This is a genomic window from Gordonia sp. UBA7599, from assembly GCA_002477755.1.
Lineage (GTDB): Bacteria > Actinomycetota > Actinomycetes > Mycobacteriales > Mycobacteriaceae > Gordonia.
The window spans coordinates 1-16,297 of sequence record DLKD01000100.1; the positions used below are offsets into that span (position 1 = coordinate 1).

Below are 16,297 nucleotides of genomic sequence, written 5' to 3' on the forward strand. Positions count from 1 at the left end.
CCCATGCCGCCCATGTAGAGCGCGGCGAACGGCTTGATCGCGCTCATGGCGGCGTCACGGTCGTCGGTGATGACGATCTGGGCGGTGGCGCAGATCTCGAAGTCAGCCCGGCTGCGTCGCGCACCCGGCCGGGCAAATCCCTCGTCGAGCCACGAGTTGTACATGTCGGCCAGTCGCGGCGTGTAGAAGATCGGCAGCCAGCCGTCCGCGATCTCGGCGGTTAGTGCGATGTTCTTCGGGCCCTCGGCTCCGAGGAAGATCGGGATGTCGGAGCGCAGCGGGTGAACGATCGGCTTGAGGGGCTTTCCGAGCCCCGACGTGCCTTCGCCGGTCAGCGGCAGTGGGTAGTGGGGGCCATCGTTGGTCACCGGCTCTTCGCGGGCCCAGACCTTTCGCATGATGTCGATGTACTCGCGGGTCCGGGCCAGCGGTTTGGGGAAGGGCTGGCCGTACCAGCCCTCGACGACCTGCGGTCCGGATACGCCCAGGCCGACGATGTGCCGGCCGCCGGAGAGATGGTCGAGTGTCAGCGCGGCCATCGCGCACGCGGTAGGTGTGCGGGCCGACAGCTGCAGCACTGACGTGCCCAGCCTGACGCGCGAGGTCTGCGAGCCCCACCAGGCCAATGGTGTGTAGGCGTCAGAGCCCCAGGCCTCGGCGGTGAAGATCGAATCGAATCCGGCGGCTTCGGCCGCTTGCGCCAATTCGCCGTGATTTGCGACGGGGCCCTTGCCCCAATATCCAAGTTGCAGACCCAGTTTCATAAGGGGCAACCTATCCCAACGCCGATTTGCGCCGTTGCCTAATCCATGCTCAAGAGCGCGACAAGGGCGTCGATGAGGCCCGTTCGGGCGTCGTCGAGGTTGCCGTAGGTGCCCAGCATCCGCTCAGAGGTGAGGCCGCGCATGGCGGCCGGGATGAGTGCGGCCATCTGGCGAACCCGTGCCGGATCGACGTCGAGATCGGCGAAGGCGCGTTCGCACGCGTCGTCCCATCCCGGCTTCCAGGAGGCGAACTCAGCCGCGGTGAGCGGGAATTCGCGTTCCAGCTCGGCGACGTCGCGGGGGAGTGCCGCGCGCAGCGTTTCAATAGCCAGCGATTCCGGCGTGCGCAGGCCGACGAGCATGGTGTCGACAAGGCCGGTTACCCGTTCCCGCAGGGTGCCGTTGGGTGCGGCGCTGGCCGGGAGGTCGCCTCGCAGCTCGGCGGTGTGGCGCAGCACCGCGGCCCACAGGCCGTCGATATCACCGAACTGGTACTGGATAGCCCCCCAGGTGACGCCGATGTCGCGGGCGATTCGGTTGCCCGAGACCGCGGTGGGATCGCCGGTGGCCAGCGACGCGATCGCGGCGGTGATCATGTTCTCTCGCGTGGCCAGGCCCCGTTTGTTCGCGCGCCGGCTCGGGGCCACATCGGTCATGAGGACATGGTAGGCAGGAAAAACCGCATTTTCATAGAGGGTTCTTGTATTCTTGTCGCCATGGCACGCACGCCCTTGTCGATGGAGCCCACCGGGTGGTTCCAAGTTGCCTGGAGCCCGGAGATCGCCGTCGGCGACGTCCACACAATGAAGTACTTCAGCCGAGAGATGGTCGCGTGGCGCTCCGCGTCGGGAAAGGTGTCGGTTTTCGACGCGTACTGCGAGCATCTCGGTGCCCACCTGGGCCACGGCGGCCACGTCGAGGGGGAGAACCTCGTCTGCCCGTTCCATGGCTGGGAGTGGAACAACCAGGGCCGCAACGTATGCATCCCGTATGAGAAGCACCCCAACCGTGGACGGCGGATCCGCAGCTATCCGACTGTCGAGCGCAACGAGGCGGTGTGGATCTGGTTCGACGTCGACGGGCGCCCGCCGTACTTCGAGGTGCCCGACATGTTCGCCGACTTCGACGACGACAAGACCGCCGACGACTACTACCAGCCCTATCCCGCTGCCACCCTCTTCCGCCCGGGGCTCGCGATTCACCCGCAGTACGTGATGGAGAACGGTGTCGACTTCGCGCACTTCAAGTTCGTGCACAAGACACCGTTCATGCCCGAGTTCACCCGTCACGACTTCGCCGGCCCCGTCTCGCACGTCGATTTCACGATCGCGTTCGAGGAAGGTGCGACGTTGGAGTCGACCTCCAGCCGCGTCGAATCCCTCAACGCCGGGCTCGGCTGCTCGGTGACCAAGAGTTTCGGCATGCTCGACAACCGCACCATGCCCGCGGTCACGCCGGTCGACGATGAGACCTCCGATGTCCGGTTCACCGTGTGGATCGGCCGCAAGGAGGGCGAGGCCGACGAGCCGATGACCCACTACGGCGAGACGATGGCCGGGTTGATCATCGAGCAGTTCGAGGCCGACATCGAGATCTGGGCGCATCAGCGCTACTCCGACCCGCCTGCGCTTTCGCAGAAGGAGTTCCAGGGCTTCACGGCGTTGCGCACCTGGGCGACGCAGTTCTACCCCAATGGTGGCGCCGTGGGCACCGACCCGGACCGTCCGTCCAGCGGGGCGCTTGTCAAAGCACCGACACCGTAGCCACTCGACCATCGTGAACCACACGACCACCGTGAAAGGACAGTCATGACTTCTGCCGACAAGATCCGCGTCTTCCAGGTCGCAACCGGCAACCTGGGCTCGGAGATGATCGGGCGCATCACCGCGCACCCGGATCTGCAACTCGTGGGCCTGCACTGCTACACCGCCGACAAGATCGGCCGCGACGCCGGCGAGATCGTCGGAATCGGCCCGGTCGGTGTGACCGCCACCGGAACGGTCGAGGAGATCATCGCCGCCAAGCCCGATGTACTCACCTTCCACGGCGTCTTCCCCGACGAGGACCTGTACGTGCGGGTGCTCGAAGCCGGGATCAACATCGTGACCACCGCGGACTGGATCACCGGCTACCACCGCGACACCAACCACCCGCACCCGTCGGGCCGCAAGGTAAGCGAAGTGATCGCCGACGCCTGTGCGCGGGGTGGGGCCACCTTCTACGGCACCGGCATGAACCCGGGACTCAACCAGATCCTCGCGATCGCCAACTCCGCAGATGTCGCCGACATCGAGAACATCACCGTTACCGAGTCGGTCGATGTGTCCTGCCACCACTCGGTGGACACGTGGAAGGCCGTCGGCTACGGACGTCCGATCGACGACCCCACCATCCCGGATTCGCTGTACAAGTACACGGCCGTCTTCGCTGACTCGGTGTACCTCATGGCCGACGCCTTCGACCTGCAGCTCGACGAGGTGAAGTTCACCTACGAACTGGGCGCGTGCACCAAGGACGTCGATCTGGGCTGGTACTTCATGCCCAAGGGATCGCTCGGCGCCAATTACATCAAGTACCAGGGGATGGTCGACGGGGTGCCGCGGATCGAATCGCACCTGGAATGGCAGATGACGCCGCACACCGACCCGGCATGGAACATCCGCGGCTGCTACATCACCCAGATCACCGGCGATCCGATGGTCTACAACAAGCACATGATCTTCCCCGCCAAGGGCGTGGACCTGTCGAATCCGGAGAGCTTCGCATCGATCGGGATGACGGTGACGGGCCTGCCGGCGCTGAACTCGATCCGGGCCGTCGTCGCGGCGCCCCCCGGGATCGTCACCAGCAACGACCTACCGCTGCGTGCCTTTGCGGGCCGCTTCAAACTCTGAGAGGAACGCACCACGTGACCGATGCAGTCATCGTCTCCGCTGTCCGCACGCCGATCGGCCGCGCCTACAAGGGCAGCCTCATCGGCGTTGACGCCTTCGAATTGGGGCAGCTCGTCCTCGAGGCGTCGATGGCGCGCCTGGGATTGGCGCCCGACACCGTCGACGACCTCGTGCTCGCTGAGAACTACCAGGGTGGCGGTGTCATCGCCCGCAACATCGCCGTGCGGGCGGGGTTGTCGGCCATCCCGGGTCTGGCCCAGAACCGGTGGTGCGCCGGCGGGCTGTCGGCGGTTGCGACCGCCGCCGGATCGGTGAAAGCCGGAATGGACCGCATGGTGCTGGCCGGTGGGACCGAGAGCATGAGCACGGCGCCGGCGACACTCAAGCGCGATGCCGAGGGCACCATGGGGCCGTGGTTGTCGCTGGCCAACCCGGAGTGCTCGGAGGCTCCGCCATTGGACATGGCGCTGACCGTCGGCGAGAACACCGCGCGCCTGGCCGGGCTGACGCGAGCCGATGTCGATGCGTGGGCCTTTCGGTCGCACGAGCGGGCGATCGCCTCCATCGACAACGGCTGGTTCGACGACGAGATCGTGCCGGTGCCGGTCGGCGACGGATTCTTCAAAGTCGACGAGCACCCACGACGCGGGGGATCGCTGGAGAAGATGGCGTCCCTGCCGTTCCTGCATCCCGAACTCGACGCCCCGACGGTGACCGCGGCAAACTCGGCCGGCCTCAACGACGCGGCGGCAATGGTCGGCGTCGCGAGCGCCGAGTTCGCCGCGGCCAACGGGCTGACCCCGCTGGCCCGGATCCGGTCGTGGGCGTCGGTGGGCGTGGATCCGGTCGAGACGGGCCTGGCGCCGTCGGTGGCGATCCCCAAGGCGCTCGACCGCGCCGGTGTCGGCCTCGGCGACGTGGCGCGCTTTGAGATCAACGAGGCCTTTGCTTCGGTGCCGGTCGCGGCGGTGCGCAAACTCGGCCTCGACGAGGACATCGTCAACGTCAATGGCAGTGGGTGCAGCCTCGGCCACCCGATCGCGGCGACCGGCGCGCGGATGGTCGTGACTATGGTCAACGAGCTGCGCCGCAACGGGCTGTCGGTCGGATGCGTGTCCATGTGCGCCGGTGGTGGGATGGCCACCGCGATGGTGCTCGAACTGCTCTGAGTCCCAGTTTTCTGAGGCTCAGTGTCCTGAGTCTCACTGCGCTGAGTCTCAGTGTCTGAGGCCTCAGGCGGTCTTGGCGGCGATCGATTTCGCCCATCGCAGATCGATCTTGCCGGCGGGGGAGCGGCTCAGCGCCGAGGTCCGGATGAACTCTTTGGGCACCTTGTAACCGGCGATGTGCTCACGGCACGCTGCATCGAGCTCCTCGTCGGAGGGATCAGCTCCGTCGACGAGGGCGATGATCGCTACGACCTCCGAGCCCCAGCGCTCCGAAGGGCGCCCCACGACGACGACGTCGGCCACGCCCGGATGTGTCAGCACCGCGCGTTCGACTTCTTCGGCGAAGACCTTCTCGCCGCCGCTGTTGATCATCGCGGAACTGCGGCCGAGGACCTGGATGTGGCCTTCGTCGAGGACGACAGCGCGGTCGCCGGGCACCGACCAGCGGACGCCGTCGATGGTGGGGAAGGTGCGCGCGGTCTTTGCCGGGTCCCCGAGGTAGCCCAGGGGGACCAATCCGCTGCGGCCCAGCCACCCCTCGCCCTCCCCGGGCGCGAGCACACGGTCGAGGTCGTCGGCGAGCACCGCGGTGTCCGATTGTGGAGCGAAGGTGGGGGCGTCGTCCGCGTCGGCTGCGGCGGTCATTTGCAGGCCGCCCTCCGATGACCCCAAGACGTTGAGGATGAGAACGCCCGGGATTGCGGCACGGAACCGTTCGCGCACGCCGTGGGAAACGTTGGCGCCACCGTTGCTGACCATGGACAGTGACGAGAGGTCGTAGTCGCCGCGCTCGATCTCGTCGATGAGCGGGCGTGCCATGGCATCGCCGACGACGGGGAGGTTGAAAACCTTCTCGGCTTCGACCAGGCGCAGCACCTCGTCGGGGCGCAGTGTGTCGACGGTATCGGGCATGATGATCCGCCCGCCCATCGTCATGATGTTGAACAGGGCCCACTGGGCGGCGCCGTGGATCAATGGGGCCAGCAGCATCGAGGCGATGTTGCCGGCCGCTGCGCGCGCCACGTCGGCGATGGCGTCGATCGACGGGTAGGCGGTCTCGCTGCCGAAGGGGCGCCCGCCCATCGACGAGACGAAGATGTCGTGCTGGCGCCACATCACGCCCTTGGGCATCCCGGTCGTGCCGCCGGTGTAGAGCAGGTAGAGGTCTTCGCCGGAGGGGGTGGGCATCCCGGTGGCGGGCTCGGTATCCAATCGGCCCGCTCGCTGCGCTCCCGGCGCCGGCGTGGTGACGATGGACTCGTAGTCGACGGCTCCAGGCAGCAGGTCGTTGCCGGACTCGTCGGCGACCTGGATCAGGACCCGCAGGTCCGGGAGCTGATCGCGGACCGAGGCCAACACTGGCGCGAACCGTGCGTGGTAGACGATACCCGTGGCGCGGGAGTCGGTGAGCATGTGTATGAGCTCGGCTTCGACATACCGATAGCTGCAGTTGAAGGGCGCGACGCGGGCGCGGTAGGCGCCGATCATCGCCTCGATGTATTCGTTGCCGTTGAGCAGGTAGAGGGCCAGGTGGTCCTGTCCGGATTCATGGTTCTGCAGTTCGCTGCGCTCGCGCTGGCATCCCATCCCGACGGAGGTCAGGTAGTGGGCAATCCCGTCGGCGCGGACGTCGACTTCGCGGTAGGTGTGGTGACGTCCCCGCCAGGTAAGCAGGGGTACGTCGGGAATGGCTTCGGCGATTCCCTGGAAGACCGTGGACAGGTTGAAGAGTGGTGCGGCCGTATCGGTCATATCGGACATCGGTTGAGGATCCCTACGCTCTTACCCAAGCATTTGCTTGGTTACTCCAGCATAGTGGAGTTTGCGTCAGGGCGGTCGTTTTGTTACCGCCTGGAGGTAACAAACGACCGAGTTATTGCAGGTCGGGGAGAGGCATCTCGAAGTTGGGGGCGAGGAGGCCCCCGTCGACTTCGAGGATCTTGCCGGTCAAGTAGGCGCCGGCGTCGGAGGCCAGGAAGAGGGCCGTCGCGGCGACCTCCTCGGGCCGGCCGAGTCGCTGCAGTGGCGTTCGCGCCTCGATGGCGCCGCGCATCGTGTCATCGGCGGCCACCACCTCCAGGGCGGAGGTGACGATGGCACCCGGCGCGATGGCGTTGACTCGGATTCGCGGGTTCAGGTCGAGTGCGGCCAGTCGCGTGTAGTGCGCGAGCGCAGCTTTCGCCGTGCCGTACATGCCGAAACCCCGACCGGGCAGGCGGCCCACGGCTGAGGTGATGTTGATGATGGACCCGCCGGCGTCGTTCTTCACCAGTTCGGGCACGGCGGCGACGAGGATGTTGTGCGCCACGGTCACGTTGAAGTTGAAGGCCCGGTCGAGGTCTTTGCCGCGGGTCTCCATCAACGGTTTGGGGAAGGCGCCGCCGACGTTGTTGACCAGGATGTCGAGTCGTCCGAACTCGCTCACCGCCGCGTCGACCAGCAGGTTCGGCTCGGCCGTGGACAGGTCGGCGGGAACGGTGACGGCGCGACGTCCGGTGGCGCGCACCGATTCGGCGACGGAATCGAGGTCGTCGGCGGTGCGGGCGGAGATCACCACATCGGCACCGGCGTCAGCGAAGCCGCGGGCGATCGCCGCGCCCAGGCCGCGCCCGGCGCCGGTGATAATGGCTACCTTGCCGTCGAGTCGGAAGAGTTCGAGGATCGAAGACACGCGTCCAGTAAACAACTCTCGACCAAGCGGCGCACTACGCTTGGCGCATGGCTGCAAACCTGGACGTCATTGCCGGTGACGAGTGCGTGTGTGCGTGTCACCGCGACCCGTCCATCCACCACGTCGTCGCCTGCTGTGCCGACTGCGACGACTGCGCCACCCGCGTCACGACCATCGCCTTGCCGACGCACAAGCCCGGGCGCTGCAGCGGGTTTCGCACCGGTCGGTTGGCCCTTCAGGTCGACGCGGTGGTGTGCGTCATCGCCGGTATCGCACTCGTGGTCACCGGGTTCGTCTGGTCGTTCATGCCGATCTGGCTGCACATCGTCCTCGGTCTCGTGGCCCTCGCCTCGGGGATCAACTTGTGGTTCACCACCTCGCGCCAGCCGCTGCGTGCCGTGCTTGCGCTCACCCTGGCGTTGGACTTGATGGCGACAGTCGTCTTCGTCGTGATCGGGCTGCTCACCGACGGTCGGCCGCGCCCCGTCGCGTTCTTGGCCGCCGTGATATTCGCGCTGTTCGCGATCTGGAAGTGGGTGGCGCTGCGCAAGACGCAAGGCGCGCCTGTCGCCGCTTCCTGAGCTTGTGGATCGGCTGATCTGCCCGTCTAGTCGGTGGCCGGCCGGTCCTGCGAGCGCCGTCGGCTGGTGAGGAAGAACTGTGCCGCCTCGACAATCGAGTCCGGTGTCGGAGCGGGATCCCAGCCGAGTTCGGCGACCGCTTTGGAGTGGTCCATGGGCGGCATGACGTGCATCAGTCGGACCGACGTCGGCGTGAGAGGGGAGTCCTTGCCGCGCAGCCGCGCGGTCGCCGACGCCAACACCGCCATCCGGGTCAGCTTGGCACGCGACACCGCGTTCGACGGCGGCTCGACACCCACCGACGCGCACGCGACGTCGAAGATCTCTTTGGGCGACATGAACCGCTCGGCGATGATGTAGCGCTCGCCGACGCGTCCCCGCTCACCGGCGAGCACCATCGCTGCGGCGGCATCGGTGATGCCGACGACCTCGGCCCCGACGCCCTCGAGGTAGAACGGCATCTTGCCGCGCACCGCAGCCTTGACCATGCCGCCGTGCGGTGTGGGGAGGTAGTCGCCCGAACCGTAGGTGTTGGCGACGCACATTGCGACCGCGGGCAGGCCGCGGGTGTGGCAATAGTCCATCACCATGTCCTCGGCCGCCACACGGGTCTTCGCGTACTCACCGCCTTTGCGCACCCAGTTGTTGCGGATTTCCTCAGTGGCCAGTCCCGCCTTCGGGATGCCGATGGTCACCACCGAGCTGGTGAACACGAACTTGCGCAGGTCGGCCTCGGCGGCGACATCGAGAACACCGCGCAGCCCCTCGACGTTGGTCCGCCACATCGGGGTGGGGTCGCGCAACCATGGCCGCGCATCGACAACGCAGTAGTAGACGACGTCGCAGCCGGCCATGGCCGCACGGATGGAGTCCAGGTCGAAGATGTCGCCGTGGACCCGCTCGACGTCGAGCCCGTCGATGCCGCGGGTGTCACTGGTCTCCCGGACGAGGGCGCGGACGTCATCGCCACGTGCGGCCAGTTCGGCCACCACGTGCGCGCCGAGGAATCCGCTCGCTCCGATCACCAGGCTCTTCGTCATCGCGTCACCGCCAGCATGCCCGTGATGCTACGTGGCACCCCGTCTTCTCGATCAGATGGCCATCGCGGCCCGCACATCGGCCTCGGCCGACGCGCCGCCGGCCCCCGACGAGGTGACCCGACCGCTCTCCAGGACGTAGTACTTCGCGGCGGCGGCCAGTGCGAAACCGATGTGCTGTTCGACGAGGAGAACGCCTAGGCCGCCCCGGTTGGTGAGCTCGGTGATCGTGTTCTCGATCTCGGCGACGACCGACGGCTGGATGCCCTCGGTCGGTTCGTCGAGGATCAGCATCCGCGGCTCGGTGATCAGTGCCCGCGCGATCGCGAGCTGCTGGCGCTGCCCGCCCGACAGCAGGCCGGCCGGTCGGTCCAACAACTCGGTGAGGGCGGGGAAGAGGTCGAGCATCTCTGCGATGAGTTCCTTACCCCGCTTGCGGCCGTCAGCGACCACCTGGAGATTCTCGGCGGTGGTCAACTGCGGGAAGCTCTGCTGTCCCTGCGGGACGTAGGCCAGACCACGGCGGACGCGGGCACTCGGCCGCGTGCCGGTTAGGTCCTCGCCGTCGAACCGGATGGTCCCGCTCGACGTCTTGAGAAGCCCGATGGCCGCCTTCAGCAGTGTTGTCTTGCCGGCACCGTTGTGGCCCATGATCGCCACGACTCCGTCCGACGGCACGGACAGGTCGACGCCGTGGATGACCTCGGTGCGGCCGTAGCCGGTGCGGACGTCGATGAGTTCGAGCATGCTCAGGCCCCCTGGTTCTGCGATGTGTTCGCCGCGTCGGCGCCGTCCTCGAGAGCGTCACCCTCCATGGTGCCGAGGTAGACCTCCTGCACCTTCGGGTTCGCCTGCACCTCTTCGACGGTGCCCTCGGCGAGTACCTGGCCGCGGGCCAGCACCGTGACGGAGGTCGCGAAGCTGCGCATGAACTCCATATCGTGCTCGACCACGACGACGGTGCGTTCGCCGCCGATGCGGCGCAACAGGTTGCCCGTCTGCTCACGTTCTTCGCCGCTCATGCCGGCGACCGGCTCGTCGAGCAGCAGGACCGACGCGTTCTGCACCAGGAGCATCCCGATCTCGAGCCACTGTTTCTGCCCGTGTGCCAGGACGCCGGCCGGCTTGTCGCGCAGGTGCGCCAACCCGGTCGTTTCCAGCGCCTCCTCGATCGCGGCGGGCACCTCGGCGGGGCGCCGGCGCAGCATCGTGCGGACCGACCGTCCCGCACCGGCCGCGATGTCGAGGTTCTGCAACACCGTGAGTTCTTCGAAAACGCTGGCGGTCTGGAAGGTCCGGCCCACACCCAACCGGGCGATCTGGTGCACCTTCTTCCCGACGAGTTCGACGCCGGACTTCTGGATCGACCCGGTCGACGGGACGAGACCGGTGATGGCATCGATGATGGTGGTCTTGCCCGCCCCGTTGGGCCCGATGAGGAACCGGAGATCGCCCTGGAAGAGCGTGAGGTCGACGTCGCGGACGGCTTTGAACCCGCCGAAGTCGACGCTGAGCCCGCGCACCTCCAGGTAGTCGCTCGACATGCCGGCGTTGCCGCCGAGTCTCGGGTCCTTCTCCCCGTCGGGGAGGAGATGGGCGGTGGTGCTCACCGTGGTGTCCTTGGTCATTCCGGGGCTCCAATCCGTGCGGGTTCGGGCGCTTCGGAAGCCGTTTGCACCGATTCCTTCGGCTGTCGCCGCGACCGGAGCGCGGCGACGATCCCGGCCAAGCCGGCCGGGAAGAAGCCGACGACGACGATGAACAGCAGGCCTTGCGCATACGTCCAGCCCGACGGGAACTGCTCGGACAGGCTGGTCTGGGCCCAGGCCACGGCGATGGCCCCGAGCACCGGGCCCAGCAGCGTGGAACGACCGCCGATGGCCACGCCGATCAGGAAGGCGATCGACGGGACGACCCCGATGTCCGCGGGGGAGACGATGCCGACGATCGGCACGAACAGTGCCCCGGCGATGCCGGCGAACAGCGCGGCGACCGCGAAGGCGACGACCTTGACGTTTGCCGGGTCGTAGCCGAGGAAGCGGACCCGCTCCTCTTGATCGCGGACCGCGACGAGCAGCTCGCCGTAGCGGCTGTACATCAGCTGCCGCACGATGGCGACGAGGACCAGCAGCGCGCCGGCAGCGATGAAGAACAGCATCCGTTGATTGATCGGGTCGCTCAGGGCGAGTCCGAAGAATCCTTGGAAGTTGTTCAGGCCGTTACTGCCACCGGTCGTCTGTTGGCCGACCAGAAGAATCGCGAAGGCCGCGGCCAGGGCCTGGGAGAGGATCGCGAAATAGGCGCCCTTCACCCGGCGCTTGAAGACGCCCAGGCCGAGGACGGTTGCGACGAGGGCCGGGACGATGAGGATGGCCAGAATCGTGACGAGTGGCGAGGTGAACGGTTTCCAATACGCGGGCAGTTCGGTTTTGCCCGCGATCTGCATGAAGTCGGGTACCGCCGAACCGGACTGCGCGGCGTCGGCGATCTTGAGGTGCATCGCCATGATGTAGGCACCGAGCCCGAAGAACACTCCCTGGCCCAGGGTGAGCATGCCGCCGCGGCCCCAGGCCAGACCGATGCCGACCGCCACCATGCCGAAGCAGAGGAACTTGCCCAACAGGTTGAGGCGGAAATCCGACAGCACCGCAGGCGCGACACCGAACAACAGAATTGCGGCGACGGCGAAACCCGCCCACACCTTCCAGTGGTTTTCGAAGTACGTCTTCATACCAGGCTCCTCGTCTGCGCGGGGAACAGTCCCTGGGGGCGGATCTGCAGGACCACGATGATGAGCGCGAAGATGATTACCTTGGCGATCGATGCGGTGGTGCTGTATTCGATGAACGAGTTGAGGATGCCCAGGGCGAAAGCCGCCAGGACCGTGCCCTTGATGCTGCCGAGGCCGCCGATCACGACGACGAGGAAGGCGTCGATCAGGTAGGTCGTCCCGGTGTTGGAGCTTGTCGACCCGATGAGAGTCAGGGCCACACCGGCGACGCCGGCCAGACCGGAGCCGATGAAGAAGGTCGTCAAGTCGGTCTTGCGGCTGGAGATCCCGCTTGCTTCAGCGAGGTCGCGGTGCTGCACGACCGCCCTCGTGCGCCGGCCCATCGCGGTGTAGCGCATCATCGCCGCCAGGGTGACGACGCACACGATGGCCAGGACCAAGATGAAGATGCGTGTCTTGGGCACGACGGTTCCGAGGACCTCCACACCGCCGCTGAGCCACTCGGGCGTCAGGACGCGCACTGCGGGCGCGCCGAAGATGTCCCGGGCCAGCTGCTGCAGGATCAGGCCGACGCCGAAGGTGACCAACAGCGTGTCCAGTGGTCGGTGGTACATGTGCTGGATGAGGGTCACCTCCAGCAGCACGCCGATGAGCCCGCCGACGAGGAATCCGATGATCAGCGAGGTGATCAGAGCAACCCCGGTGTTGGAGATGAGGTACTCCTGCACCGAGTAGGCGGTGTACGAGCCGGCCATGATGAAGGACCCGTGCGCCATGTTGATGACGCCCATCTGTCCGAAAGTCAGGGCCAGGCCGAGTGCGGCGAGCAGCAGGATCGAGCCGAGGCTCAATCCGGTGAAGAGTTGGGAGACGACTACGTCCACGACAGGTCTCGATTCCTTGTCTGTTGCGCGGGCAGGTCTGTTGCGCGGGCAGGTCTGTTGCGCGAGTAGGGCTGTGCGCGCGGCACGGGGATCAGTCGGCTCGCCTCCGCGTCGTCTCGCAAGAGACGCGCGGAGGCGGACCGCACCGATAGCGGTTAGCCGCTGAGGCCCTTCGCCCAGTCGTAGCCCTTGAGGTAGGGGTCCGGAACGATCGGCTTGCCCGAATCCCACACCGTGTAGATCAGGCCGTCGTTGCGGATCTCACCGATCCGCGCGGTCTTGGTGACGTGGTTGTTCGAGCCGTCGATCGTTACGAGACCCTCGGGCGCCTCGTAACTCACGCCACCGGCCGCATTCTGCACCTCTGTCACACCGAACGACTTCGCCTTCTCCACCGTGTTCTTCCACAGGTAGACCGAGGTGTAGGCGGCTTCCATCGGGTCGGAGGTCACCTTGTTCTGGCCGAATTTGGCCTTGTAGGCGGCGACGAACGCCTTGTTCACGGGGGTGTCGATCGTCTGGTAGTAGTTCCAGGCGGTGAGCTGACCCTCGATGTTCTGCACACCGATGCCGCCGACCTCTTCCTCGGCAATCGACACCGAGATGACCGGCATCTTTTTGGCGGTCAGGCCGACATTCTTGTACTCGCGGAAGAAGGCGACGTTGGAGTCACCGTTCAGCGTGTTGAAGACCGCATCGGCGTCCGCGGTGCGCACCTTGTTCACGATGGTCGTGAAGTCGGTCGAGCCGAGCGGGGTGTAGTCCTCACCCTTGATGGCGATGCCGTTGGCCTCGGCGTACGCCCTGATGATCCGGTTGGCGGTCTGTGGGAACACGTAGTCGCTGCCGACCAGGTAGAGCGACTTGACGCCCTTCTCCTTCAGGTAGTCCAGCGCGGGCACGATCTGCTGGTTGGTCGTCGCGCCGGTGTAGAAGATGTTCTTCGACGACTCGAGGCCCTCGTACTGGACCGGGTAGTACAGCAGCGCGTGCTTCTTCTCGAACACCGGCAGCATCGCCTTGCGGCTCGACGACGTCCAGCCGCCGAACACCGCGGCGACGCAGTCGCTGCTGATGAGTTTCTCGGCCTTCTCGGCGAAGACCGTCGGTTCCGACGCGCCGTCCTCACCGACGATCTTGACCTGCTTGCCGAGCACGCCGCCAGCCGCGTTGATCTGCTCGACGGCGAGCTGGATGGCGTTGCGGACGGTGACCTCGGAGATCGCCATGGTCCCCGACAGCGAGTTCAGCGAACCCACCTTGATGGTCGGTCCACTGGTGTCGACGCACGACGCGGCGGTGGAGCTGTTGGCATCCTTGACCGACGTGCCGCATGCCGACAGGCCCAAGGCGGCGGCGGTGAGCACCGCCGGCACGAGCAGCGCGGCTCGGCGTCGACCGGACCTTCCCGACGACGGCACGCCGTCGCGACATGTATTGCGCATGTCTTTCTTCATGAACGGACACTTCCTTCGATCAGGCTGGCGCACAAGCGATTCGGTCCAGATCCAGACCGGTGCACCGCGGACGAGGCGCGTACGAAGCCGTACACGGAAGGGAAGCTATCCCGGTGATGTTTCTGCCCAGTCACCGAATGTGAACGTCGTGTGACGACGGACTCGGTCGGATCGGGCGATTCCCGTAACCTGCTTGTAGCCATTCCCGGGAGGAGGTGCTCCATGGTCGATTCGTCGGTACCCGGCGACGATGTTGCGGGCGACGGCGAGGCCGACGACGGCCCCGTGCGCGCCGACATCGCCGAACTTGCACGCCGCCGAGCACTCACCGAGGACGCGGCCCGACCAGACGCGGTCGTCAAGCGCCACAAGCGGGGCGGTCGCACCGCCCGCGAGAACGTCGCCGATCTGATCGACGACGGGTCATGGGTCGAATGGGGCCGGTACGCCGTCGCGGCTCAGCGTCAACTCCTCGACCACGACGACCTCATCGCCAGAACCCCTGCGGACGGCATCGTCGCCGGGATCGGCACCGTCGACGATCATCCGACGGCGGTGCTCGCCTATGACTACACCGTCCTCGCCGGAACCCAGGGCATGCGCGGTCACCGGAAGAGTGATCGGATGCTCGACGTCATCGAGCGCTCCCAGTTGCCGGTGGTGTTCTTCGCCGAGGGCGGGGGCGGTCGGCCCAGTGACACCGACATCCCGCTCGTCAGCGCACTCGACGTCGAGTCGTTCGCGCTGTGGGCGGGTCTGTCGGGGAAGGTGCCGCGGATCAGCATCGTCAACGGCTCCTGTTTCGCGGGCAACGCAGTGATCGCCGGATGCTCGGACTTCCTGGTCGCGACGCGGTCGGCTTCGATCGGCATGGCGGGACCGGCGATGATCGCCGGGGGCGGCCTGGGCACCTTCGCGCCCGAGGAGGTCGGGCCGGTATCGGTGCAGGAGCCCAACGGCGTCATCGACCTTCTCGTCGACGACGAGGAGGCGGCGACCGCCGCGGCCCGCCGGCTGCTCGGCTATTTCCGTGGCCGCGTCGAGCGCTGGTCGGCGCACGAGCAGATGCCTCTTCGTGACGCCGTCCCCGAGAGCAGCCGGACCGCGTTCGACACACTCCGCGTCGTCGAGCGCCTCGCCGACGAGGATTCCGTCACGGTGCTGCGCCCGCGGTTCGCACCCGAACTGATCACCGCGCTGGCGCGCATCGAGGGACGGCCGGTGGGCCTACTGGCGAACAACAGCATGCACATGGCCGGCACCGTGACCGGCGAGGCCAGCGACAAGGCGGCACGGTTCATGCAGTTGTGCGATGCCTTCGGCCTGCCGATGGTGTCGCTGGTGGACACCCCCGGCTACATGGTCGGTCCAGATCAGGAGGCCCGGGCCCTGGTGCGCCACTGCAGCCGCATGCTGATCGCCGGGGCTGCGCTGACAGTGCCGACGATCGCCGTGTTCCTGCGCCGCGGATACGGACTCGGCGCCCAGGCGATGTGCTTCGGCAGCCTGAACGAGCCGCTGTTGACGATGGCGTGGCCGGGCGCGACGCTCGGCGCGATGGGCCCCGAGGGCGCGGTGCGCCTGGCCGCCCGCAAGGAGCTCGAGGCGATTCCCGATCGCGCCGCGCGGGAGCAGCGCGTGCGTGCGCTCACCGCGATGCTGCATGAGTCGTCCAAGTCCTTCAACGCCGCGGAGGTCTTCGAACTCGACGACGTTGTCGACCCCGCGGACACTCGCGCAGTGATCGCCCGCGTGCTGACCGCCGCCGGGCCGACGACGGGAAGCGGCCGACCGGTCGACGCCTGGTAGCGCCCGGACGCGGTGTCCCTCACACGGCGTCCGGCTGCGGGCTGCGGTGGGCGAGCATGGCCAGCAGCAGTTCAGCGCGCACCCGTGCGGAATCAAGGTCGACGCCCAACAGTTCCCGCACCTTCTCGATCCGCGCGCGAAGGGTATGGCGGTGGACGCCGAGGGAGGCGGCCGCCGCCTCCCACTGACCGTGGGCGTCGAGGTAGACGCGCAACGAGGGTGCCAGCGCAGTGCCGTGCGCCGCGTCGTGGGCCAGCAGCGGTGCCACGTAGATCGCGGCGAGTTCGCCGAGCGCGGCAT

16 protein-coding genes are annotated in these 16,297 nt (G+C 67.0%); 5 read left to right on the forward strand and 11 right to left on the reverse strand.

Translation table 11 applies throughout. The annotated features are described in order from the left end of the window. The coding region (locus tag B4L26_RS11510) for an LLM class F420-dependent oxidoreductase (protein ID WP_290719013.1) at positions 1-764 on the reverse strand (764 nt) is incomplete at its 3' end. Positions 765-802: 38 nt separating this feature from the next. Then, entirely contained in the window at positions 803-1,420 is a 618-nt protein-coding gene (locus tag B4L26_RS11515; protein ID WP_290719014.1) for a TetR/AcrR family transcriptional regulator, read from the reverse strand. 60 nt (positions 1,421-1,480) lie between these two features. Here B4L26_RS11515 and B4L26_RS11520 point away from each other — a divergent pair, with 60 nt between their 5' ends. Genes B4L26_RS11520 through B4L26_RS11530 form a run of 3 tightly spaced genes read left to right on the forward strand, consistent with a single transcriptional unit; the run spans position 1,481 to position 4,827 of the window. Next, complete coding sequence (locus B4L26_RS11520; RefSeq protein ID WP_290719015.1) at positions 1,481-2,527, forward strand: Rieske 2Fe-2S domain-containing protein; 1,047 nt, start codon at positions 1,481-1,483, stop codon at positions 2,525-2,527. A 45-nt stretch (positions 2,528-2,572) separates the two neighbouring features. Continuing rightward, complete coding sequence (locus B4L26_RS11525) at positions 2,573-3,658, forward strand: dihydrodipicolinate reductase (protein WP_290719016.1); 1,086 nt, start codon at positions 2,573-2,575, stop codon at positions 3,656-3,658. 14 nt (positions 3,659-3,672) lie between these two features. Then, complete coding sequence (locus tag B4L26_RS11530; RefSeq protein WP_290719017.1) at positions 3,673-4,827, forward strand: thiolase family protein; 1,155 nt, start codon at positions 3,673-3,675, stop codon at positions 4,825-4,827. A 63-nt stretch (positions 4,828-4,890) separates the two neighbouring features. Here B4L26_RS11530 and B4L26_RS11535 read toward each other — a convergent pair whose 3' ends face one another. Both B4L26_RS11535 and B4L26_RS11540 read right to left on the reverse strand, forming a co-directional pair. Beyond that, complete coding sequence (locus tag B4L26_RS11535; RefSeq protein WP_290719018.1) at positions 4,891-6,588, reverse strand: acyl-CoA synthetase; 1,698 nt, start codon at positions 6,586-6,588, stop codon at positions 4,891-4,893. Between the two features lie 112 nt (positions 6,589-6,700). Next, positions 6,701-7,498 carry an SDR family oxidoreductase gene (locus B4L26_RS11540; RefSeq protein WP_290719019.1) on the reverse strand — a complete coding sequence of 266 codons (798 nt, stop codon included), beginning with the start codon at positions 7,496-7,498 and terminating at the stop codon, positions 6,701-6,703. A gap of 47 nt (positions 7,499-7,545) precedes the next feature. On the opposite strand from B4L26_RS11540, the gene B4L26_RS11545 reads away from it, so the two are divergent. Continuing rightward, complete coding sequence (locus B4L26_RS11545) at positions 7,546-8,079, forward strand: hypothetical protein (protein WP_290719020.1); 534 nt, start codon at positions 7,546-7,548, stop codon at positions 8,077-8,079. A gap of 26 nt (positions 8,080-8,105) precedes the next feature. On the opposite strand, the gene B4L26_RS11550 is transcribed toward B4L26_RS11545, so the two are convergent. The 6 genes from B4L26_RS11550 to urtA form a co-directional block, all read right to left on the reverse strand. Next, positions 8,106-9,119: an NAD-dependent epimerase/dehydratase family protein gene (locus B4L26_RS11550; RefSeq protein WP_290719021.1), complete on the reverse strand. Its 1,014-nt coding sequence runs from the start codon at positions 9,117-9,119 to the stop codon at positions 8,106-8,108. 51 nt (positions 9,120-9,170) lie between these two features. Continuing rightward, positions 9,171-9,863 carry an urea ABC transporter ATP-binding subunit UrtE gene (gene urtE / locus B4L26_RS11555; protein ID WP_290719022.1) on the reverse strand — a complete coding sequence of 231 codons (693 nt, stop codon included), beginning with the start codon at positions 9,861-9,863 and terminating at the stop codon, positions 9,171-9,173. A 2-nt stretch (positions 9,864-9,865) separates the two neighbouring features. Then, entirely contained in the window at positions 9,866-10,744 is an 879-nt protein-coding gene (gene urtD / locus B4L26_RS11560) for an urea ABC transporter ATP-binding protein UrtD (protein WP_409563443.1), read from the reverse strand. After that, on the reverse strand, positions 10,741-11,847 hold the full coding sequence (urtC, locus tag B4L26_RS11565) for an urea ABC transporter permease subunit UrtC (RefSeq protein ID WP_290719023.1): 1,107 nt from the start codon (positions 11,845-11,847) through the stop codon (positions 10,741-10,743). Before urtC ends, urtD begins: the two co-directional genes overlap by 4 nt. After that, a complete protein-coding gene (gene urtB / locus B4L26_RS11570; RefSeq protein ID WP_290719024.1) occupies positions 11,844-12,731 on the reverse strand; it encodes an urea ABC transporter permease subunit UrtB in 888 nt (295 codons plus the stop codon). Before urtB ends, urtC begins: the two co-directional genes overlap by 4 nt. A 155-nt stretch (positions 12,732-12,886) precedes the next feature. Beyond that, the gene (urtA, locus tag B4L26_RS11575; RefSeq protein WP_409563444.1) at positions 12,887-14,188 is read right to left on the reverse strand and encodes an urea ABC transporter substrate-binding protein; all 1,302 of its coding nucleotides are present in this window, start codon (positions 14,186-14,188) and stop codon (positions 12,887-12,889) included. A gap of 222 nt (positions 14,189-14,410) precedes the next feature. On the opposite strand from urtA, the gene B4L26_RS11580 reads away from it, so the two are divergent. Then, positions 14,411-15,997, forward strand: coding sequence for an acyl-CoA carboxylase subunit beta (locus B4L26_RS11580; protein WP_290719025.1), 1,587 nt, complete (start codon positions 14,411-14,413; stop codon positions 15,995-15,997). A gap of 19 nt (positions 15,998-16,016) precedes the next feature. Here B4L26_RS11580 and B4L26_RS11585 read toward each other — a convergent pair. Further along, positions 16,017-16,297: helix-turn-helix domain-containing protein (locus tag B4L26_RS11585; protein ID WP_290719026.1), on the reverse strand; the 281-nt coding region annotated here is incomplete at its 5' end.